22 protein-coding genes and 1 riboswitch are annotated in these 20,432 nt (G+C 30.0%); of the genes, 20 read left to right on the top strand and 2 right to left on the bottom strand.

The features are described from left to right. Nucleotides 1-55: 55 nt before the first annotated feature. From CLTEP_RS08550 to CLTEP_RS08540, 3 genes are read left to right on the top strand one after another with little or no spacing between them, the layout of a single operon-like run. The gene (locus CLTEP_RS08550) at nt 56-301 is read left to right on the top strand and encodes a (2Fe-2S) ferredoxin domain-containing protein (protein WP_066825460.1); all 246 of its coding nucleotides are present in this window, start codon (nt 56-58) and stop codon (nt 299-301) included. A gap of 1 nt (nt 302) precedes the next feature. Next, a complete protein-coding gene (locus CLTEP_RS08545; RefSeq protein ID WP_066825458.1) occupies nt 303-2,024 on the top strand; it encodes a [Fe-Fe] hydrogenase large subunit C-terminal domain-containing protein in 1,722 nt (573 codons plus the stop codon). Between the two features lie 16 nt (nt 2,025-2,040). After that, nucleotides 2,041-3,543, top strand: coding sequence for a 4Fe-4S dicluster domain-containing protein (locus CLTEP_RS08540; protein WP_066825455.1), 1,503 nt, complete (start codon nt 2,041-2,043; stop codon nt 3,541-3,543). A gap of 38 nt (nt 3,544-3,581) precedes the next feature. On the opposite strand, the gene CLTEP_RS08535 is transcribed toward CLTEP_RS08540, so the two are convergent. After that, entirely contained in the window at nt 3,582-3,926 is a 345-nt protein-coding gene (locus tag CLTEP_RS08535) for a hypothetical protein (RefSeq protein WP_066825451.1), read from the bottom strand. Between the two features lie 197 nt (nt 3,927-4,123). Further along, a riboswitch (purine riboswitch) is annotated at nt 4,124-4,223 on the top strand. Nucleotides 4,224-4,312: 89 nt separating this feature from the next. On the opposite strand from CLTEP_RS08535, the gene purE reads away from it, so the two are divergent. The 13 genes from purE (at nt 4,313) to CLTEP_RS08470 (ending at nt 16,075) form a co-directional block, all read left to right on the top strand. Further along, nucleotides 4,313-4,801 carry a 5-(carboxyamino)imidazole ribonucleotide mutase gene (purE, locus tag CLTEP_RS08530; protein WP_066825545.1) on the top strand — a complete coding sequence of 163 codons (489 nt, stop codon included), beginning with the start codon at nt 4,313-4,315 and terminating at the stop codon, nt 4,799-4,801. Beyond that, nucleotides 4,791-5,495, top strand: a complete 705-nt coding sequence (gene purC / locus CLTEP_RS08525; RefSeq protein ID WP_066825442.1) for a phosphoribosylaminoimidazolesuccinocarboxamide synthase — start codon at nt 4,791-4,793, stop codon at nt 5,493-5,495. The genes purE and purC overlap by 11 nt, the downstream gene beginning before the upstream one ends. A 75-nt stretch (nt 5,496-5,570) precedes the next feature. Further along, nucleotides 5,571-6,959, top strand: a complete 1,389-nt coding sequence (gene purF / locus CLTEP_RS08520; protein ID WP_066825440.1) for an amidophosphoribosyltransferase — start codon at nt 5,571-5,573, stop codon at nt 6,957-6,959. A gap of 211 nt (nt 6,960-7,170) precedes the next feature. Beyond that, a complete protein-coding gene (gene purM, locus CLTEP_RS08515; protein WP_066825432.1) occupies nt 7,171-8,169 on the top strand; it encodes a phosphoribosylformylglycinamidine cyclo-ligase in 999 nt (332 codons plus the stop codon). Continuing rightward, the gene (purN, locus tag CLTEP_RS08510) at nt 8,157-8,777 is read left to right on the top strand and encodes a phosphoribosylglycinamide formyltransferase (protein ID WP_066825429.1); all 621 of its coding nucleotides are present in this window, start codon (nt 8,157-8,159) and stop codon (nt 8,775-8,777) included. The genes purM and purN overlap by 13 nt, the downstream gene beginning before the upstream one ends. Before the next feature lie 412 nt (nt 8,778-9,189). Continuing rightward, the gene (gene purH / locus CLTEP_RS08505) at nt 9,190-10,689 is read left to right on the top strand and encodes a bifunctional phosphoribosylaminoimidazolecarboxamide formyltransferase/IMP cyclohydrolase (protein ID WP_066825427.1); all 1,500 of its coding nucleotides are present in this window, start codon (nt 9,190-9,192) and stop codon (nt 10,687-10,689) included. Nucleotides 10,690-10,810: 121 nt separating this feature from the next. Next, on the top strand, nt 10,811-12,058 hold the full coding sequence (gene purD / locus CLTEP_RS08500; protein ID WP_066825425.1) for a phosphoribosylamine--glycine ligase: 1,248 nt from the start codon (nt 10,811-10,813) through the stop codon (nt 12,056-12,058). A gap of 194 nt (nt 12,059-12,252) precedes the next feature. Beyond that, the gene (locus tag CLTEP_RS08495; RefSeq protein ID WP_066825422.1) at nt 12,253-12,615 is read left to right on the top strand and encodes a NifB/NifX family molybdenum-iron cluster-binding protein; all 363 of its coding nucleotides are present in this window, start codon (nt 12,253-12,255) and stop codon (nt 12,613-12,615) included. 26 nt (nt 12,616-12,641) lie between these two features. Then, a complete protein-coding gene (locus CLTEP_RS08490; protein WP_066825419.1) occupies nt 12,642-13,475 on the top strand; it encodes a P-loop NTPase in 834 nt (277 codons plus the stop codon). Then, a complete protein-coding gene (locus CLTEP_RS08485) occupies nt 13,466-14,338 on the top strand; it encodes an ATP-binding protein (protein WP_066825411.1) in 873 nt (290 codons plus the stop codon). The genes CLTEP_RS08490 and CLTEP_RS08485 overlap by 10 nt, the downstream gene beginning before the upstream one ends. Nucleotides 14,339-14,674: 336 nt before the next feature. Further along, nucleotides 14,675-15,010, top strand: a complete 336-nt coding sequence (locus tag CLTEP_RS08480; RefSeq protein ID WP_066825408.1) for a NifB/NifX family molybdenum-iron cluster-binding protein — start codon at nt 14,675-14,677, stop codon at nt 15,008-15,010. 209 nt (nt 15,011-15,219) lie between these two features. Beyond that, nucleotides 15,220-15,657 (top strand): Fur family transcriptional regulator, encoded by a 438-nt coding sequence (locus tag CLTEP_RS08475; protein ID WP_242863896.1) that lies wholly within the window; start codon nt 15,220-15,222, stop codon nt 15,655-15,657. 154 nt (nt 15,658-15,811) lie between these two features. After that, nucleotides 15,812-16,075, top strand: coding sequence for an ATP cone domain-containing protein (locus tag CLTEP_RS08470; RefSeq protein ID WP_066825398.1), 264 nt, complete (start codon nt 15,812-15,814; stop codon nt 16,073-16,075). 208 nt (nt 16,076-16,283) lie between these two features. Here the strand turns inward: CLTEP_RS08470 and CLTEP_RS08465 are convergent, their stop codons facing one another. After that, complete coding sequence (locus CLTEP_RS08465) at nt 16,284-17,030, bottom strand: TSUP family transporter (RefSeq protein WP_066825393.1); 747 nt, start codon at nt 17,028-17,030, stop codon at nt 16,284-16,286. Between the two features lie 263 nt (nt 17,031-17,293). Between CLTEP_RS08465 and CLTEP_RS08460 the strand changes: the two genes are divergently transcribed. From CLTEP_RS08460 to CLTEP_RS14880, 4 genes are all read left to right on the top strand, one after another. After that, nucleotides 17,294-17,698 carry an RDD family protein gene (locus tag CLTEP_RS08460; RefSeq protein WP_066825390.1) on the top strand — a complete coding sequence of 135 codons (405 nt, stop codon included), beginning with the start codon at nt 17,294-17,296 and terminating at the stop codon, nt 17,696-17,698. A 366-nt stretch (nt 17,699-18,064) separates the two neighbouring features. Further along, the gene (rlmD, locus tag CLTEP_RS08455; protein ID WP_066825387.1) at nt 18,065-19,429 is read left to right on the top strand and encodes a 23S rRNA (uracil(1939)-C(5))-methyltransferase RlmD; all 1,365 of its coding nucleotides are present in this window, start codon (nt 18,065-18,067) and stop codon (nt 19,427-19,429) included. Between the two features lie 36 nt (nt 19,430-19,465). Beyond that, nucleotides 19,466-19,726 (top strand): hypothetical protein, encoded by a 261-nt coding sequence (locus CLTEP_RS08450; protein WP_242863895.1) that lies wholly within the window; start codon nt 19,466-19,468, stop codon nt 19,724-19,726. A 234-nt stretch (nt 19,727-19,960) separates the two neighbouring features. After that, a complete protein-coding gene (locus CLTEP_RS14880; protein ID WP_161938364.1) occupies nt 19,961-20,101 on the top strand; it encodes a hypothetical protein in 141 nt (46 codons plus the stop codon). Nucleotides 20,102-20,432 lie beyond the last annotated feature (331 nt).

The following is a 20,432-nucleotide window of genomic DNA, read 5'->3' as shown; positions in this document are numbered from 1 at the left end:
TTTCACTACAATATTTAAGGAGGTGAAAGATATCTAATTACTAGATATCTGCAAAATGGTTACTATTGAAGTATGTGTTGGTAGTGCGTGTCACTTAAGAGGTTCGTATAATGTAATTAATGCATTTAAAGAGATTATTGACAAAAGAAAGTTAAATGATAAAGTTGAAATAAAAGCAGCATTTTGTTTAGGAAATTGTACAAGACCTGTATCTGTTAGAGTAGATGAGGGCGAAGTACAGTCTGTAAATGAGGATAATGTAGAGAGATTTTTCGATGAAAATGTAATGAAGAGGTTGTAATATGAGTTTAATTAGGTTATCAGAGGGAAACTGTAGAAGCTGTTATAAATGTATTAATTCTTGTACAGTTAAAGCTATTAGAATGGTAGATGAACAGGCAGAAGTAGTGGGCGAAAGATGTGTAAATTGTGGCCATTGTATTGTTGTTTGTCCTCAAGGGGCAAGAACAATAGAAAATAAAGTAAGTGTTATTAAAGAAATACTCAATAATAAAAATAGAAAAGTTGTTGCAAGTTTAGCTCCATCATTTGCTGGAGCTTTTGATGTAGATGATTATAGACAGATTGTTGCAGGTTTAAAAAAAATAGGCTTTAGCATCGTTGAAGAAACTGCTATAGGTGCTGAAGTTGTTTCAATGTTATATGATGACTTCTTTGGTGAGAATGATTTAGAAAATTTTATAACAACTAGCTGTCCATCTGTTAATTATTTGATAGAAAAATATTATCCATCATTAATAAAATATATGGCACCAATAGTTTCACCTATGATTGCTCATGGAAAGCTGCTTAAAAAGAATTATGGCAGTGATTGTTTTACAGTATTTATAGGGCCTTGTGTTGCAAAACAAGCTGAAGCTGCAGAAGAAGGTTATGAAGGAGTTATTGATGCCGTTATAAATTTTGGCGAATTAAAGAAATGGTTTATAGAAGAAGGAATTGAACTTACTTCATTAAGTCCAGAAGAATTTGATAGAAAATCACCTGTTTTGGGGTGCGAATTTCCACTGCTAGGTGGTATAGTTGGTAATTTAAAGAAAATTAAAAAGTGTAATTATGATATCATAAAAGTAGATGGTCTAAAGGAGTGCATGGGGCTTTTTGAAAGCATTAAAAGGGGAGACTTGTCAAATGTATGCATAGAAGCGAATGCTTGTAGAGGGGGATGCATAGGTGGGCCTGCTATGGGAAAACAGTCTGGTTCTTATTTTAATCATTTGATAAAAGTAAAAGATTATATTAAATCAAAGAAAATATCAGAGAAATATGATAAAATAGATATTCCAACTGATCTAGATTTTAGTACATCTTTTAAAGACAAAAGCTTTATTATAGAGATAGCCTCTGACGAAAAAATAACTGAAATATTAAAACAAATGGGTAAATATGACAAGTCAGATGAATTAAATTGTGGTATATGTGGCTATGATACATGTAGGGCAAAAGCTCAAGCTGTTTATGAGGGTATGGCTGAAGCAGAAAATTGTTTGCCGTATCTGAGAAGCAAAGCAGAAAGAATGACAAATGAAATATTTGAATACTCTCCTAATATTATATTAATAGTTGATAAACATATGAAAATAAAGGAAATTAATCCAACAGCTGAAAGTGTATTTAATACCAAATCAGAATATATTAAAGATAAACCTGTATCAAGTATTATTGAAGATACTGATTTTATTTCAGTTATGGAATCAGGTAAAAATATTTTTCCTAAGAAGAGGGTGTATTATAAGGATAAAGTTATTCTTATAGATAGCATAATGTATTTACATAAATATGAAGTTTTGTTAGCGATTATGAGAAATATTACAGAACAAGAGAAAAACAGAGAAGATTTTCTAGATGTAAAACAGAATACACTTGAAGCAGCTCAAGAGGTTATTGAAAAACAGATGAGAGTTGCACAGGAAATAGCAAGTTTGTTAGGGGAGACTACTGCTGAAACAAAGGTTATACTTACTAAGTTAAAGCAAATTGTGTTGAAAGAAGAAGATTTATAAGAAAGGGAAGGATATTATGGATAAAGTTACTAATGTACAACTTATTAAGTTTGAAAGTAATGTCCAATTAATAAAGTATCAAGTATTGAAAGAGGTAGCAAAATTAGCATTTGAGGGTGCATTGAAAGAAAATTATCATGAAATACCTAAAAAGATTATTCCAGGTCCTAAGCCAATTACTAGATGCTGTATTTATCATGAGAGAGAAGTTGTTAAAGAGAGAGTTAGGATGGCTATGGGCGGAAATAGAGAAAATAAAAACAACATTGAAGTTCTTGAGGCTGCGTGTGATAAATGCCCTGTTCAAAGATATGTTGTTACAGAAGCCTGTAGAGGATGTTTAGCACATAAATGTGAAGAAGCTTGTCCTTTTGGAGCTATATCTGTTGTTGATCATAAAGCGAGAATCAATTGGGATATATGCAAGGAGTGTGGTAAATGTAAAGATGCATGTCCGTATAATGCTATTGTTGATGTATTAAGACCGTGCATGAAAGCATGTAATGTTGGTGCATTATCAATGGATGAAGAAGGAAAAGCTAGAATTGACGATAGTAAATGTATTCAATGTGGAAGTTGTGTTTATTCATGCCCATTTGGAGCAATTGAAGATAAGTCATATATAGTAGACACTATTGAGCTTATAAAAAAAGCTAAATCAGACAAATTTAATGCATATGCAATAATTGCACCTGCTATTTCAAGTCAATTTACTTTTGCAACAATTGGTCAGGTTGTTACAGCAATAAAGAAGTTAGGTTTTCATGATGTTGTGGAAGCTGCTTTAGGTGCAGATATAGTAACAGAGAATGAAACAAAGGAATTTGCTGAAAATGTTAATTCAAAAGGTTTTATTACTAGTTCATGTTGTCCTGCATTTGTAGCATATATAAATAAAAATTATCCAGAGCTTATGGATAATGTATCAACGTCTGTTTCACCAATGATTGCTACTGCAAGACTTATAAAGAGTTTAGAATCAAATGCTAGAATAGTTTTCATTGGACCTTGTATTGCTAAGAAAATGGAAGCTCAACAGGATGATATTAAGGATGAAGTTGATTATGTATTAACATTTGAGGAATTATTAGCGTTATTGGATGCAGCTGATATTCAGGTTAATGATTGTGAAGAAAGCGTTCTTGATAATGCATCTTTATTTGGTAGAATTTTTGCTAGAAGTGGAGGACTAACTGAGGCTATTAAAGAAGTTATAGAAGAAAAAAATATAGATATAGAATATAATCCTGTTACTTGTAATGGTATAAAGGAATGTGATATTGCATTAAAGATGGCTAAGGTTAAGAGATTAAAAGGTAATTTCATAGAAGGAATGGCATGTGTTGGTGGATGTATCGGTGGGCCAGGTGTACTTCAACATCATGGACCTAAAAACAAAAAAGCAGTAGATGAGTATGGAAAGATGGCTAAAGAACATAAAATTGAAGATGTTACTAAGATTTTTGATACATCAAGTATTAGATTGCACAGGAATTTTGATAAAGCATTTAAAAAATGATAATAAATTAAATGAAAAAGGCATGAAGGTACAATATCTTACATGCCTTTTTTATTGTTTTTTTTACTTGTATCAGCTATCTTTTTTAATTTGTTCATAATATCTTGTTGTGTTATCAAATGCTGTTGAATTGACCATACAAATTTACCATAATTTAATTTATCATTATTTAATAACATATTAAAGTAATTTTTTTCTTTTTGAGTAAGAGAAGCTAAAAATTTTTCTTGAAGATTACTATCTAGAGAAAAATAATTTCTTTTTAGTTCTCTTGAAAATGAGTCAGCATTTGATGAAAGCTCATTTGCCCTATTTATCATATTTTTTCTTGATACAAATATAAAAACTATAATAATACATATGAAAATTAAAAAACTCCACATAAAATTATAATCCTTTCTAGTTATAGTGCAGTTTTAATAACGTTACATATTATTATACCACATTTAACTAGCGAATTAAATTAAGCTAATCACATTATATTGTTCGTTATAACACGAATTATATGTAATAATAAATAAAAAATATATTGACTTATTCGAAAAGTGATGATAACATTTAATTAAACAATGATGTTATTAAAAATGAATACTTAGTTCATAATATATTTCTGATAATATGGTTCAGAAGTTTCTACCAAAGGCCGTAAATCTTTGACTATTATGAATTATGGGGACATTATATGCTAGTAGCGTTTGATGTTATTTTACAGTTTCCATTTTTCATTATAGTAAAGATGGAAACTATTTTTTTTGGGGAGGTTATATGTATGAAAGTTGCTATTATTTTTGGAAGTAAATCTGATACTAAAATTATGAAGAATTCAGCACTGGTTCTAGATGAATTTGGAATAAGCTATAAGGCTTATATTTTATCAGCGCATAGGGTTCCTGAAAAACTTTTAGAAGTTATTAAAGAACTAGAAAGTGATGGTGTTGAATGTATTATTGCTGGTGCGGGATTGGCTGCACATCTTCCAGGAGTTATTGCTTCACACACAACTATTCCTGTAATAGGAGTTCCTATCAATGCAGCAGTTGATGGCTTGGATGCACTTCTTTCAATAGTTCAAATGCCAAAATCTATTCCTGTTGCAACAGTTGGCATAAACAATAGTTATAATGCAGGCATGCTTGCTGTTCAAATGTTATCATTAAAGTATCCAGAACTAAAGTCAAAATTGGTGAGTTTTAGAGATAGAATGAAAAAGAATTTTATTGAAGAAAATGAAAAGGGAGTTGATTTTAATGAGCAATAGAAAATTATTATATGAAGGAAAAGCAAAGAAAATTTATGAAGCAGATGATTCAAATCGTGTTATAATTTATTATAAAGACGATGCTACTGCATTCAATGGTGTGAAAAAAGCTCAAATAAGTAAAAAGGGTATTCTAAATAATGATATTACATCTAAATTGTTTCAATTATTAGAAGAGAGAGGTATAAAAACTCATTTTGAAAAGAAGATAAGTGATAGGGAACAATTATGCAAAAAAGTTACAATTATTCCACTAGAAGTAATTGTGAGAAATATTGCGGCTGGAAGTATGGCTAAAAGGTATGGAATTGAAGAAGGAACAGAGCTAAAAACTACTGTTTTTGAAATAAGTTATAAAAATGATGAGCTCGGAGATCCTTTGATGAATGATTATCATGCTGTTGCAATGGGACTTACTACTTTTGATGAACTTGACTATATATATAAAGTTGCATCAGATGTCAACAAAACATTAGGCGAATTTTTTGAGAAACAGGGTATTAAACTAGTTGATTTTAAATTAGAATTTGGAAGATATAATGATGATATACTTTTAGCTGATGAAATTTCACCTGATACATGTAGGTTATGGGATATTAAGACTGGTGAGAAGTTAGACAAGGATAGATTTAGAAGAGATTTAGGTAATGTAATTGAAGGATATGAAAAGATTTTAGAAAGAATAGATAAGTAACGGCAAATAATTAATTATATGCAAATTTAATTATATACAATGAGAGTATTGTAAAATAATTTAAGGAGAATTTTTATGGGTGATAACATAAATCATGATAAATTTCACGAGGAATGTGGTGTGTATGGTATTATCAGCAGAGGTGATGATTTAGATGTTGCTAGATTAACCTATTATGGTCTTTATGCACTACAACATAGGGGACAAGAAAGTTCTGGTATAGCTACTTGTACACCGAATAAAATGACGTGTTACAAGAATATGGGACTTGTTTCTGAGGTATTTGATGAAGAAATTCTTGATGAAATTAAAGGTTCTTCAGCTATAGGGCATGTTAGATATTCTACCGCAGGTGAAAGTACACTAAAAAATGCTCAACCTTTGTTGAGTACGTTTAAGCTTGGTGAAATAGCTATAGCACATAATGGAAATTTAGTGAATGCAGATGTTATTAGAGAATTGTTAGAGGAATGTGGTTGTGTATTTCAAACATCAATTGATTCAGAAGTAATATTAAATTTGATTGCAAGGGGAGCTAAAAAAGGAATTGAAAAAGCTGTTGTTGATGCTGTTCAAGCAATTAAAGGATCTTATGGTATTGTTATTTTGACTAAAGATGAATTGATTGGAGTTAGGGATCCAAATGGTATAAGACCATTATGTCTAGGTAAAATAGGAAACAGTTATGTGATTGCTTCTGAAAGTTGTGCACTCGATGCAACAGGAGCTGAATTTATAAGAAATGTAGAGCCAGGTGAGATTATTATAGTTAATAAAGATGGGGTGAAATCAATAAATTTTGCAGAAAAGATAGAAAAGGCTGTTTGTGCTTTTGAATATATATATTTTGCAAGACCTGATAGCATAATTGATAATATTAGTGTTTATAATTCAAGAATAGAAGCTGGTAAAATATTATTTGATGAAGCACCTGTTGATGCAGATATTGTTGTTGGAGTTCCAGATTCAGGAATACCAGCGGCAATAGGATACTCAAAGGCTTCAGGTATTCCATACGAAATAGGATTGATAAAAAATAAATATACAGGTAGAACGTTTATTTCACCAAATCAAGAGATGAGAGAAAAGGCTGTATCTGTTAAGTTAAATGCACTAAAAGAAAATGTGTATGGTAAAAGGGTGGTTCTTATTGATGATTCAATTGTTAGAGGAACTACGAGCAGAAGGCTTATTGATATACTTAAGAAGGCGGGTGCTAAAGAGGTTCATTTTAGAGTGTCTTCTCCTCCTGTAAAATATCCTTGTTATTTTGGAATAGATACTCCATATAGAAAAGAGTTAATAGGAGCTGTTTTAGATACAGAGAGTATAAGAGAAAAGATAGGGGCTGATAGCTTAGCATATATAAGCATAGATGGTTTATTAGCATCATTGGGACAAAAAAATGGTTTTTGTCTTGGATGCTTTAATGGAGTTTATCCTATATCAGCACCTATTAAGTAAGCTCGCTTTGTTGAAGCAAAACATTGGGACTTTGTGTATAGAGTTTACTCCACATGAAGTAAAAAGCTTCAATAATATCACTTATATAACTAGATATCACTTATATAACTAGAATCAAGCAAACAAAAACTTGGTGCTAGCCAGCTTCAATCTCCATCTTGCATAAGAGGGAGTCTTGTAGAATTGATAAATTAGGAAAGAGGGGTTACTTATGTTAACGTATAAAGAAGCAGGAGTTAACATTGAAGAGGGATACAAGGCAGTTAAATTAATGAAAGAATATACTGCTAAGACATTTACAGAAGGTGTTTTGACTAACTTGGGAAGTTTTGCTGGAATGTTTGAAATTGGAAATAAATATAGGAATCCTGTTTTGGTATCAGGTACTGATGGTGTTGGTACTAAACTTGAAATAGCTTTTAAATTAAGAAAATACGACACTATTGGTATTGATTGTGTAGCAATGTGCGTAAACGATATTTTGTGCCATGGTGCAAAGCCTTTGTTTTTCCTTGATTATATGGCTTGTGGAAAGCTTGATGCTGGAGTTGCTGCCGAAATTGTAAAGGGTGTTTCAGAAGGATGTATTCAATCAGGGTGTGCATTAATAGGAGGAGAAACTGCTGAAATGCCTGGATTTTATAAAGAGGGAGATTATGATTTGGCTGGTTTTGCAGTTGGTATTGTCGACAAAGATAATATAGTTGACGGAAGCAACATAAAATCTGGAGATTCTTTAATAGGAATAGCTTCATCTGGAGTACACAGCAATGGTTATTCTTTAGTTAGAAAATTAATTAAGGATTATAGTGAGGATTTTAAAGGAAATATAATAGGAAGTGTACTTTTAGAACCTACTAAGATATATGTTAAACCCGTTCTAAAACTTATTGAAAAATATAATATAAATGGTATGGCACACATTACTGGTGGAGGCTTTTATGAAAATATACCAAGGATGTTTAAAGAAAAATTTACTGCTATAATAGATAAGAATAGCTTTGATGTGTTGCCTATTTTTAAGTATATAATGGAGAAAGGCGTATCAGAAAAAGATATGTTTAATACGTACAATATGGGGATAGGTTTTGTACTATGTGTAGACAAAAAAGACGAAAAAAATATATTAAAAGACCTAGAATTAATGGGAGAAAAAGCATATAAAATAGGTTATGTTGAAGCTGGAGGTGGGGGAGTTTGTTTAAAATAGCTGTACTCATATCTGGTGGAGGAACAAATTTGCAATATATAATAGATAGCATTAATAGAAATTATCTGAATTGCTCAATAGAATGTGTTATAAGCGATAGGAAAGATGCATATGGACTCGAAAGAGCAAAAAATAACGATATTGATACGCATTATATAGATAGAAAATATACTGAAAAAAGTGTTTCGGATAGAATTTTGGAAATTATTGATGGCAAGGTTGATTTGATTGTTTTAGCAGGGTTTTTATCTATACTTGAGGGTGAAATACTAAGAAAATTTAAGAATAAAATTATAAATATTCATCCCTCACTTATTCCAAGCTTTTGTGGAAAGGGAATGTATGGCATTAAAGTGCATGAAAAAGCTATTGAGTATGGTGTGAAAGTTAGCGGATGTACAGTGCACTTTGTGGATGAAGGAACAGATACGGGACCTATAATAATTCAAAAAGCTGTACCTGTTTATTCATATGATACAGCTGAAAAATTACAAGCTAGGGTTTTAGAAGAAGAACATAATATTTTAGTAGAAGCAATTAAGTACATTAGCGAAGGTAAAATTGAAATAATTGGACGTAAAGTTAAGATTTCTAGCATTTGCAACTAAAAATCTATAAAAGTTTTATAAGATAAATTCTTATAAAATAAATTCTTATTATTTATTTGTCTAGAAATAATTTGTTTCGGAATAACTAATATGCTTTAAATGAGTAAAAATCATTACGATAAGTTACAAATGACTTGACAACTCAATTTGTAATACTGAATTTTACTGTTTTCTTGTACTAAATGATATTTTACATTTAATGGATTGAAATTTGCTTATTTATAGTAATGATTAAACCACAATAAGCTATGGATAAATTTCAAATATACAACATATAGTATTTATGAAATTGATTCTTATGCATATATAGTGATGAGTTTCTTTTTAAAATACTTTCTGTGGGATAACCATAGTAATATGTTTGAATAAATTTGCTATGTAAAATTAAAAATAATTCAAGGGAGAGATTAAAGTGATTAGGAGAGCTTTAATAAGTGTATACGATAAGACCAACATTTTAGAATTGGCTCAATTTTTGCAAAACAACTGTATTGAAATCATTTCAACAGGCGGAACGTATAATTATTTGGTTAAAAATGGTATAAAAGTTACTGAAGTATCTGAAGTAACAGGCTCTGAAGAAATACTTGATGGAAGAGTTAAAACACTTCACCCTGTAATTCATGGAGGAATATTAGCAATTAGAGATAATAAAGAACATATGGATACGATTGAGAGAAAAAACATAAAACCGATAGATATGGTTGTCGTAAATTTATATCCTTTCTTTGAAAAAGTAAAAGAAGATATTGCATTTGAAGAAAAAGTTGAATTCATAGATATTGGCGGTCCAACAATGCTTAGGTCGGCAGCAAAGAATTTTAGAGATGTTTTGGTAGTGACTGATATAAATGATTATGATGATATTATAAATCAGTTAAAAGAAAACAATGAAGTGGATTACAATACTAGGAAAAGATTAGCTGGAAAAGTATTTAATTTGACTTCATCTTATGATGCTGCGATTAGCAATTTTATGCTTGATTATGATTATCCTGAATACCTATCTCTTTCATATCGAAAATTATCTGATCTACGTTATGGCGAAAATCCACATCAAAGTGCTGCTTGTTATGTATCTACATCTGGTTTAGGAATGATGAACAATATTGAACAATTGAATGGGAAACAGTTATCATACAATAACATAAAGGACATGGATATTGCTTGGAAAACAGTTAATGAATTTGATGAAATAGCTTGCTGTGGCCTTAAGCATAATTCACCATGTGGAGTTGCTGTTGGTGATAGCGTACTTGAAGCATATAAAAAAGCTTATGAGTGTGATAGCGTTTCAATATTCGGTGGAATTGTAGCATTTAATAGAAAAGTAGATAAAAATACTGCATCTGAAATAGTCAATATTTTTCTTGAGATTGTAATTGCACCCGATTTTGATGAAGATGCACTTGAAATCTTAAAGAGTAAGAAAAATTTAAGAGTTATAAAGTGCACAGATAAGCCAGAAGATAAATTAGAAATGGTAAAAGTAGATGGGGGAATATTAGTTCAGACTTCAGATGATAAGCTTATTGACGAAATAAAGATTGTAACAGATAAACAGCCTACAGAAGCTGAAATGAAGGACTTGCTATTTGGCATGAAAGTGGTAAAATATGTTAAGTCAAATGCGATTGTTGTTGTAAAAGATGGCATGGCAAAGGGAATAGGCGCAGGACAAGTTAATAGAATTTGGGCAGCCGTAGAGGCACTTGACAGAGCTAGAGATGGAGTCATACTAGCATCAGATGCATTTTTCCCATTTAGAGACGTTGTTGATGAAGCAGCAAAACACAACATAAAAGCTATAATACAGCCAGGAGGTTCTATAAGAGATAAAGAATCTATACAAGCATGTAATGAACACGGAATATCAATGGTATTCACAGGAATAAGACACTTTAAACATTAGTTTGTTCCTCTGAGGTGCTAACAGAAAATGGTTACACACTCAGAAACCTTTAATTTCAATGGATATGACCTTGAAGGAAATAAATGGTTGCACCTCAGAGGAACAAAAAAAGGAGGTAAATATGAAGGTATTACTTATTGGTTCGGGAGGAAGGGAACATGCCATAGCGTGGAAACTTTCAAAAAGCAATAAAGTAAAAAAAATATTCTGTGCCCCGGGGAATGGGGGTACATATAAAAATGATAAATGTGAAAATGTAGATTTAAATGGAATAGACTCGTTTCTCAAATTTGCATTAGAGAATAATATAGATATTACAATAGTTGGTCCTGAAGCACCATTGGTAGAAGGCATAGTTGATAAATTTAAAGAAAATGGACTGAAAATATTTGGTCCATCAAAGAAAGCGGCTCTTTTAGAAGGAAGTAAGGCATTTGCTAAAAATTTCATGAAAAAATATGGTGTAAAAACAGCTGAGTATGAGGTTTTTGAAGAAAAAGAAAAAGCAATATCGTATTTGGAGAAATGCAACTATCCTGTTGTAATAAAAGCTGATGGTTTAGCTGCGGGTAAGGGTGTTTCTATATGTGAAACATATAGTGAAGCAGAAAAAGTAGTTTATAACTATATGATAAGTGATGTTTTTAAGGGTGCTGGAAAGAAAATTGTAATTGAAGAATATTTGGATGGTGTTGAAGCATCAATACTTTCAATTACAGATGGTAATACAATAATACCATTTATATCTTGTATGGATCATAAGCCTATTTATGAAGGAAATGAAGGGCCTAACACTGGAGGTATGGGTACTATAGCACCTAATCCACATTGTAATGATGAAGTTTTGAAAGAGTTTGAAGAAGTTATTTTAAAGCCAACTCTAAAAGGAATTATGGAAGAGAATTTAGACTATATTGGCATAATTTTCTTTGGGTTAATGATTTGCAAAAAGGGTGTATATTTGCTTGAATACAATGTAAGAATGGGTGATCCAGAAACACAAGCCGTTCTTCCATTAATGAAAAATGATTTATGTGAGCTAATTTTTAGTGCTTTAGATAAAAAATTAAAAACATATGAAATAGATTGGGAAGACAAGTATTCGTGTTGTGTTATAGCGGCATCAGGAGGATACCCAGAAAAATATGAAACAGGGTTTGAAATTACAAATATAGATAGTATAAAGAATTTATTATTCATTGCTGGTGCTAACTATAAGCAAGAAAAATTAGTAACTACTGGAGGACGTGTTCTAGCTATTACTTCAGTAAAGAATACATTGCACGAAGCAATAAAAAGTACTTATGAAGATATTAAAAGAGTGAATTTTAAAAATATGTATTATAGAAAAGATATAGGTGATAATTAAGGCTTTCTAATATTGAAGGCCTTTTTTACATTTGTAATAGTTTTTAGGTTTTTTGAAATAATAAACAATATGATGTATAACAATAGGTAGTAAAATATAATAATATGAAAAAATAGTTATTGGCATTTGCTATTTATAATTTTTTGTTGTATAATATTACATGAATTAATACTAATATCTAGGAGGTAGTAACTATGAAAATAGCAATTTCGAGTACAGGTAAAACGATAGATGATACAATGGATTCAAGATTTGGAAGATGTAATTATTTTATAATTTATGATTTAGATACTGATGAATATAAAGCGATTGAAAATAATGGTATTTCATCAGCTCAAGGTGCAGGCATAGCTGCGGCACAACAAATATTAGATGAAAATGTTGATGTGGTTATTAGTGGTAAGTTAGGTCCTAATGCGTATAGAATAATTGAAGGTGAAGGCATTACTATGCTTCAAGCAGAACAAGATAAAATAAGCAATATTATTAATGAATACAGGGAAAATAAGTTGTCTCACCAAAAGGGAGCAGGTGCTGCGCACGCTGGGTTAAAGTAGACACTTTTGATGAGGAGTTGATAAGTTTGAATATAGGAGTATTAAGTGGAAAAGGAGGAACAGGGAAGACAACTGTTTCTACAAATCTTGCTTATATTTTAAAAGCAGCATATATTGATTCGGATGTTGAAGAACCTAATGGATTTATATTTTTAAAACCAGAGATTATTAGTTCAGAAGAAGTTAAGATTGCTTACCCTGTTATTGATGATGAGAAGTGTACTAACTGTGGAAAATGTGCTGAAGCGTGTCAGTTTAACGCTTTGGTAAAGACTAAGAAGGATATAATTTTATTTCAAAAGCTTTGTCATGGATGTGAAGCTTGTGGGGTAGCATGCCCTGTAGGAGCTATATCATTTGAAGATAGAAAAATTGGGCTTATTGAGGTGGGTATGTCAGGCGATATAAAATGCATGAGAGGTATACTGGATATAGGTGAACCTCTAGCAGTACCTGTTATAAAAGGACTATTAAAAAGAATAGATTCAAATGGTGTTAATGTTATAGATTGTTCGCCAGGTACTTCTTGCAATGTTGTGAATACATTACAATATGTTGATATGGCCATATTGGTTACAGAACCTTCAGAATTTGGTTTACATGATTTAAAACTTGCTGTAGGTTTGGTTAGAAAATTTAATATACCATTTGGAATTGTAATAAATAAGGAGAGTAGTGATAAGAATATAATCAGAGATTACTGTGAGAAAGAAAATATACAGATATTTGGTTCTATACCTTATGAAAGAGAAATTGCAGAGATATATTCAAATGGAAATATGCTGGTTGATAATGAGAAATATAGGAACATTTTTAAAGGTATTGCCAAAAGTGCAAAGGCGGTGATAGAATGGAACTAGTAGTTATAAGTGGAAAAGGTGGAACAGGTAAAACCACGATTGCCATTGCATTGTCTGAATTGGTTAATAATGTAATAAAAGCCGATTGTGATGTTGATGCACCAAATTTGTATTTGATGTATAAAGGTGAAGATATTGAATCAAAAGGATTTGTTACAGGTAAGAAAGCAGTAGTTAATCAAGAATTATGCATTAAGTGTGGAAAATGTGATACTGTTTGTAAATATGATGCTATTAAAAAAGGCGTTATTACAGAATACAAATGTGAAGGTTGTGGAGCATGCACATATGTATGTCCTACAAATGCTATAAAATTAGAAGATGCTGTTGATGCGAAAACCATCATAACTAAGACTGATAAAGGCTTTATTTCAAGAGCAGAGATGGAAATTGGTGCAGATGGTTCAGGTAAGCTTATTACAGAAATAAGAAAGAATGCTAAAAAATATGCAACAAATGGAGAACTTTTTGATGACGAACCTTTGATAATTATAGATGGTTCTCCAGGTATAGGATGTGCTGTAATTTCATCTATAAGCAATACTGATGCGGCTCTGATCGTAACAGAACCTACAAAATCAGGGCTAGAGGATTTGAAAAGAATATTGTCTGTGTGTAAACATTTTAATGTACTTCCTCTTGTATGCGTTAATAAGCATGATATTAATGACGAAGTAACAAATGAAATATTAGAATATTGTTCAAAAAATGGTATTGACGTTGTGGGCAAAATTCCTTATGATAATACAGTAATGAAAGCAATAAACGAATTAAAGCCTATAACAGAATTTAAAGAAAGCAAAGCATATAGTGCAATATTGGATATGTGGGGTGAAATAAGTAAGATTTTGTATAAGCAGTAGGTTTATCAATCTTGTAATATTTCCACATTTATAGTTGAAGTATTGAAGTTATAGGTGAAGTATTGGATTTATAGTTGAAGTATTGAAGTTATGCGCTAGATTTGGTAGAGTTTATATTATGATTTTCAATATTTTGATTTTGAAAATGTGAATGGCAATATAAAAGCTATTGGTAAGTACAATATGAAGTTTTTAAGTTATGTTTTGATTTAGCAAAACTTTAACAGTACTTCGGTGAAATTTTGGCAAAATAAGTTTAATGATTTATAATTTTAATAAATAAAAATACATATATGTTTGTATGCATATAAAATATCAAAAGGAGGAGTTTTTATTATGAAAATTGCTGTTGCTGTAAATGATGGTGCTGTTAGTCAACATTTTGGACACTGTGAGGATTTTTATATTTATGATGTAGAAGATAATAAGGTTGTTAATAAGAATGTTGTTCCTAATCCAGGACATAGACCAGGATTTTTGCCTGTATTCTTAAAAGACAATGGTGCAAATGTTATAATTGCAGGTGGAATGGGTGGTTCTGCTCAACAATTATTTAATGAAAATGGTATTAAAGTTGTAGTTGGAGCAAGTGGAAATGCTGATGAAGCTGTTAATGGATATTTAAATAATGAACTTGAATTATCATCCAATGTATGTAATCATGACCATTAATTATTAGCGTTTTAGAATAGGCTGATTGTGTAAAATGTAAAATGAATTTTATACTGACTTTAGATGGTTTGAATTTTCCATCTAGAGTTTTGGTATACATGTTTTGTACAAGGGATTTTCAAAGAATATTTAGTGTAGAGCGTTTTTGAATTGTTATTTTCTATAAAATGCTTAAATGATAATATTAATAATTTTGAGGAATGATTTGTTTGGAAAATATATCATCTATTGAAAAAGTGTTAAAGGAAAAAGGGTACAAATTGACAAAACAGAGAAGTGATATTTTAAGTGTCATATATAAAGAGAATACTCACTTAAGTGCTGAGGAAATATATGCAAGGCTTAAAAAGAACAATATTGGATTAGCTACGGTTTACAGAACCCTTAATCTATTAACTGATTTGAATATACTAAAAGAAGTGAAAATTAATGAAATGAGCTATTATGAACCTAAGATGTTCAGCAAAAAGTCACTTCATATTCATTTTAAATGTGATAAATGCAACACTATTTTTGACATTGATAGCGATAGCATAGCTGTTAAATATTTAAAAATAAATAGACTTATAGAAAAAGAAAATAACGTAATCGTAAATGATGTTGATATACTTTTGAATGGAATATGTGAAAAGTGCAGAAATAAATGACGACTGCGATTTTTATAGAAAATTATAAAGCCCATCTAAAAAATATGTTTATTAAATGAAAATTTTACTAATAATAATACTGATATAGTGGTATAGTAATATTAGGTATTGTATTAATTGTTTAAAATTTGAAGTTTAGATGGGAGATGATGATATGAAGGTATTAAAAAGAAGTGGCGAACTTCAAGATTTTGACTTTGGAAAACTTGAAGCTTCAATAGCTAGGGCATCAGATGATGTTAAAGAACCTTTTACAATGTCCGATGTAGAAAATATATCTCATGGTGTATTAAAAAGATTAATGAGTATGGATAAAGAGGTGATAGGTTCAAACGAAATTTCTGAGGCTGTATTATCAGAATTACAAAAAAACAATTTTACTGACTTAGCTCAAACATATATTAATGATAAGATATAGCATATAAGGCACATTTAAATAAATAATAAGCCAGTATGCTGATATATTTAGCTTGTTATTTATTCTTAGCCTGAAAGCAGAAGCTGCTGATTGATGATAAACAGTAGCTTCTGCTTTTAGGTTTTTATGTATTTTAAGTTTTAAAACATGTTGGGTTATGAACTTGAAATAAAAATTATTTATTATTACTTTAGTTTGATTTATTAGGTTATAATTCGAACATCATTTTGATAGCAATAGCTAATGACATAGTTACAAATATTGGTTTGATGATTTTTACACCATTTTTTATGGCGAGTTTTGTTCCTAATCTTGCACCTAGTATCATGAAAACTGCTACTGGCAATCCTAATTTGTATTGTATTTGATGATGTAATGCAAACATTATAAGTGCCGAGATATTGCTAACAAAATTTAAGAATTTTGCATTTCCAATTGATTTCGTAAAATCAAATTTAAATATCTTTATGAATCCGAATATTAAGAAAGAGCCTGTACCAGGTCCGAAAAAACCATCATAAAATCCAAGTGAAAAAGCAAGAACAATTCCATAAAACAAATTCAATTTGGTTATTCCAGAAAAATTGTCTTTCCTACCAAGGGATTTTGAAAATAGAGAATATATTCCTATAATAAGAACGAGAACTAGTACAATTCCCCTAAGAAAATCTGCACTTATAAATTGAACTATAGTAACCCCTAAAATAGAACCTATAAGAGTAAAAGGTATTAAATATTTTAGCAGTTTAAAGTTGACTTTGCCACTTGAAGCAAATTTTAAAGAGCTTGTAAATGAACCAGAAGTAGCACAAAATTTATTTGTTCCAAGTGCAATATGAGGATCTAAACCTGCCATCAAAAAACCAGGGACACTTATAAGACCTCCACCGCCAGCGATTGAGTCAACAAAAGCAGCAGTAAATCCCATTAAACATAAGAGAACTATTTTTAACATTTAGACACCTACCTTAAGACATCTTCAAAAAAATAAGTAGCCAGTATGATAGTATATTTGACTTGTTATTTTCTTTTAAATGCCTAAAAATATAATCCATTTCATTATAATAAAATTGTTTGTAGAATTAAAGCATTTTTAAAAATATTTATTTATTTTTTTGTGTGACTGATTTAAAATAAGAATATAATGGTATAAATGTATATTTTAAATTGATTGTGATATATAAAGTATATATTTTGAAATGATTGTGGGGTGAATATATGCTTGAACAGAAGCGTAAGCTAGGGGATAATCATTTGCATGAAATAGAAAAGTTAAATGAGAGAATGGAACAATTGAATAAAAAGAATACTAATGTTAAAGTAGAAGTAAAGAAAAGAGTAAGAGGAAATAATAGAAAAAATACTTTGGTAAAATGTCTTAAATATAATATGATGAAGTTTTTAAGGGTTATGCTAAGCAATATAATAGATTTTATGCTTATACTAGCTATCTATTACCCGTTCAGAAATACGATGAAATATTATCATTTTTTATCGATTTGTATTGTATACTTCTGCATATTTGATGGTATAATAGGGTGGTCAGTTGGGAAAAAAATATTGAGATTAAGAGTGTTTGATGTAAAAACAATAAAAGAATTCAATGATCATATTAAATATTAAATATTAAATATTAAATATCAAATATTAAATAGTAAATATCAAATATCAAATATTAAATAGTAAATATCAAATATCAAATATTAAATATCAAATATTAAATATCAAATATCAAATATCAAATATTAAATATCAAATATTAAATATTAAATATTAAATATCAAATATCAAATATCAAATATCAAATATTAAATATTTATATAATTACTATACAAATATAACTTTGAGCGATTTTATAGGACACTCGGTTCGTAATTTAGAGTTTTGTTATGTATATTACAAATTAAAGTCATAAGATTTCTGATTTTGATTATTTGATTAAAGAATGTTAGTATAATACTTGTATATTCTTGAGAATGGAGAGATAACATGAAGAAAAATGGTGTTTATGAATTTACAATTGAAAATACAGAATTCCCTGGCATGGGGGTTGCATATTATGAAGGAGAAAAAGTACTTATAAAAAATGCACTTCCAGGTCAAAGAGTTCTTGGTAGAATATCGAAGAAGAGAAAATCTAAAATTGAAGCTAAAATAATTGAAATAATTGAAGATGTGGATTATAAAGTTTCACCTAAGTGTTCTGTTTTTGGAATATGTGGAGGGTGTACAAATCAAGATGTTCCTTACGAGAAACAATTAGAATTAAAGAAAAACCAAGTAATGAAATTATTTGATAAAGCAGGAATATCAGATTTCGATTTTGAGGGGATAAAATCAAGTCCAGAGGTCTTTGAATACAGAAATAAAATGGAATTTACTTTTGGTGATTTTGAAAAGGGTGGTAATATTACACTAGGCATGCATGCAAGAGGAATGTCCTATTCTATTGTTACAGTTGATAATTGCAGGATAGTTGATGAAGATTTTAGAACAATATTAAAAACAGTACTAAACTATTTTACTGATAAAAATATTCCTCATTATAGAATAATGCCACATGAAGGTTATTTGAGAACATTAGTAGTTAGAAAGGGAAAGAATACTGGAGAAATTTTAATAAATATTGTAACAACATCACAAATGGAATTTGATTTTACTGAAATAGTTAACATATTAAAGAGCAAAAATTACAACGGGCAATTAACAGGAATAATACATACTATTAATGATTCTTTATCAGATGTAGTTCAGGCCGATAAAATCGAAATATTATTTGGAAGAGAATACATATATGAGAGATTGTTAGGACTTAAATTTAAAATAAATCCTTTTGCATTTTTCCAAACAAATTCAAAAGGTGCAGAAAAGCTATATAGCATAGTTAGAGATTTTATGGGAGATAGTAGTTCAAAAACAGTATTTGATTTATATTGTGGCACAGGTACAATAGGTCAAATAGCTGCCCCAAAAGCTAAAAAAGTTGTCGGCATTGAATTAATTGAGGAAGCAGTAAAAGCTGCAAAAGAAAATGCTAAATTAAATGGACTTGATAATTGCGAATTTATTGCAGGGGATATAAAGGATGTAATCAAAGATATTACTGAAAAACCAGACTTAATTATTCTTGATCCACCGAGAGCAGGAGTACACCCAAAAGCATTGGAGTATGTGCTGAATTTTAAAGCTAAAGATATAATTTACGTTTCATGCAATCCAAAGACATTGGTTCAAGATTTAAAAGTTATGATTGAAGATGGATATGATGTAGAAAAGGTAGTTTTAATGGATATGTTCCCGCATACGGTTCATTGTGAAAGTGTAGTTAAACTACATATCACCCCAGGGGCGTAAATTTTTCCAAATACATTATCAGGGGACGGTGAGTTAATGCTTACCGTCCTCTCTTCATTTGCACAGGAAGAAAGTAAAAACGTAAGTGAGAATCTAAAGTGGAAGGGAGATAATGCTTTAGTAAGGTATAAGTCAAAGCAGTTTATAGAAATTCTAAAAAATGCAAAGCCAATAGAAAAATTTGATATGGACTTATTCTTTAGTATTGTTGAGAAGATGGTAGTGTTTGATGGGAAAAAGATTATTGTAAATTTGCTTGATGGTACTGAGATTGAGGTTGTAATTGGAATTGATTAAAACAAACATTGTGTAGAAAAATGTAGAAAAATGCAGAAACTTTCACAGAAAATATTGTTGACAAATATGGTACTAAATGAGGTAAAATGATAGGTGTGGTTAAAATATACAAAACAATATTTGGATATGAATTGAGTTGACTAAGTTTATCAAAGAGAATTATTATTTTTATGTTTACTTAAAAAGTAAAAGGAATAATTTGTATTAGATTTAAAAAAAGGGATGGTGGTTATCATGTTTAAGAGGAAGTTGCTTATATGTTTGTGTGTGTTAGCGATACCAGTAGTTGCTTTTACAGTGTTATCCTCCTCACTAGCAGGGTGTACTACAACTAAGCAGAGTGAATTATTGAAAATGAGTACTCACGAAAACTAAGATATAGGAAAGGAAAATATAGTAAAATAAAGGAATTGAGGCACACAGTAAATATATAGAAATTTTAAGATTAAAAAAGAGCATAACAAAAAAGCCTAACAAAAGACCAATTTTTTAAAATTTTATTATAAAATTATCAAAGAACATTGAGTGCGAAAATTAATATTAAGGGACATTAAAATAAATAACAAGTCAATTTTATAAATAAATATAGAAAAATCCTTTTCAAATATGTTTTAATGTTAATAACAACAAAAACATATAAAACAAAAGAAAAGGATATGGTTATATGATAAACGAGTTATTTGGAAAATGCAAATATATCTTAGTA

Origin of the sequence: Clostridium tepidiprofundi DSM 19306, from assembly GCF_001594005.1 — a bacterium.
Taxonomy (GTDB): domain Bacteria; phylum Bacillota; class Clostridia; order Clostridiales; family Clostridiaceae; genus Clostridium_AC; species Clostridium_AC tepidiprofundi.
The sequence above is the reverse complement of the archived record's forward strand: the minus strand, read 5'-3'. Positions and strand labels throughout refer to the sequence as shown.

Coding starts and splice junctions, on each gene's coding strand:
- CLTEP_RS08550 (WP_066825460.1), top strand. CDS start 56: ATGGTTACTATTGAAGTATGTGTTGGTAGTGCGTGTCACTTAAGAGGT.
- CLTEP_RS08545 (WP_066825458.1), top strand. CDS start 303: ATGAGTTTAATTAGGTTATCAGAGGGAAACTGTAGAAGCTGTTATAAA.
- CLTEP_RS08540 (WP_066825455.1), top strand. CDS start 2,041: ATGGATAAAGTTACTAATGTACAACTTATTAAGTTTGAAAGTAATGTC.
- CLTEP_RS08535 (WP_066825451.1), bottom strand. CDS start 3,926: ATGTGGAGTTTTTTAATTTTCATATGTATTATTATAGTTTTTATATTT.
- purE (WP_066825545.1), top strand. CDS start 4,313: ATGAAAGTTGCTATTATTTTTGGAAGTAAATCTGATACTAAAATTATG.
- purC (WP_066825442.1), top strand. CDS start 4,791: ATGAGCAATAGAAAATTATTATATGAAGGAAAAGCAAAGAAAATTTAT.
- purF (WP_066825440.1), top strand. CDS start 5,571: ATGGGTGATAACATAAATCATGATAAATTTCACGAGGAATGTGGTGTG.
- purM (WP_066825432.1), top strand. CDS start 7,171: ATGTTAACGTATAAAGAAGCAGGAGTTAACATTGAAGAGGGATACAAG.
- purD (WP_066825425.1), top strand. CDS start 10,811: ATGAAGGTATTACTTATTGGTTCGGGAGGAAGGGAACATGCCATAGCG.
- CLTEP_RS08495 (WP_066825422.1), top strand. CDS start 12,253: ATGAAAATAGCAATTTCGAGTACAGGTAAAACGATAGATGATACAATG.
- CLTEP_RS08485 (WP_066825411.1), top strand. CDS start 13,466: ATGGAACTAGTAGTTATAAGTGGAAAAGGTGGAACAGGTAAAACCACG.
- CLTEP_RS08480 (WP_066825408.1), top strand. CDS start 14,675: ATGAAAATTGCTGTTGCTGTAAATGATGGTGCTGTTAGTCAACATTTT.
- CLTEP_RS08470 (WP_066825398.1), top strand. CDS start 15,812: ATGAAGGTATTAAAAAGAAGTGGCGAACTTCAAGATTTTGACTTTGGA.
- CLTEP_RS08465 (WP_066825393.1), bottom strand. CDS start 17,030: ATGTTAAAAATAGTTCTCTTATGTTTAATGGGATTTACTGCTGCTTTT.
- CLTEP_RS08460 (WP_066825390.1), top strand. CDS start 17,294: ATGCTTGAACAGAAGCGTAAGCTAGGGGATAATCATTTGCATGAAATA.
- rlmD (WP_066825387.1), top strand. CDS start 18,065: ATGAAGAAAAATGGTGTTTATGAATTTACAATTGAAAATACAGAATTC.
- CLTEP_RS08450 (WP_242863895.1), top strand. CDS start 19,466: ATGCTTACCGTCCTCTCTTCATTTGCACAGGAAGAAAGTAAAAACGTA.
- CLTEP_RS14880 (WP_161938364.1), top strand. CDS start 19,961: ATGTTTAAGAGGAAGTTGCTTATATGTTTGTGTGTGTTAGCGATACCA.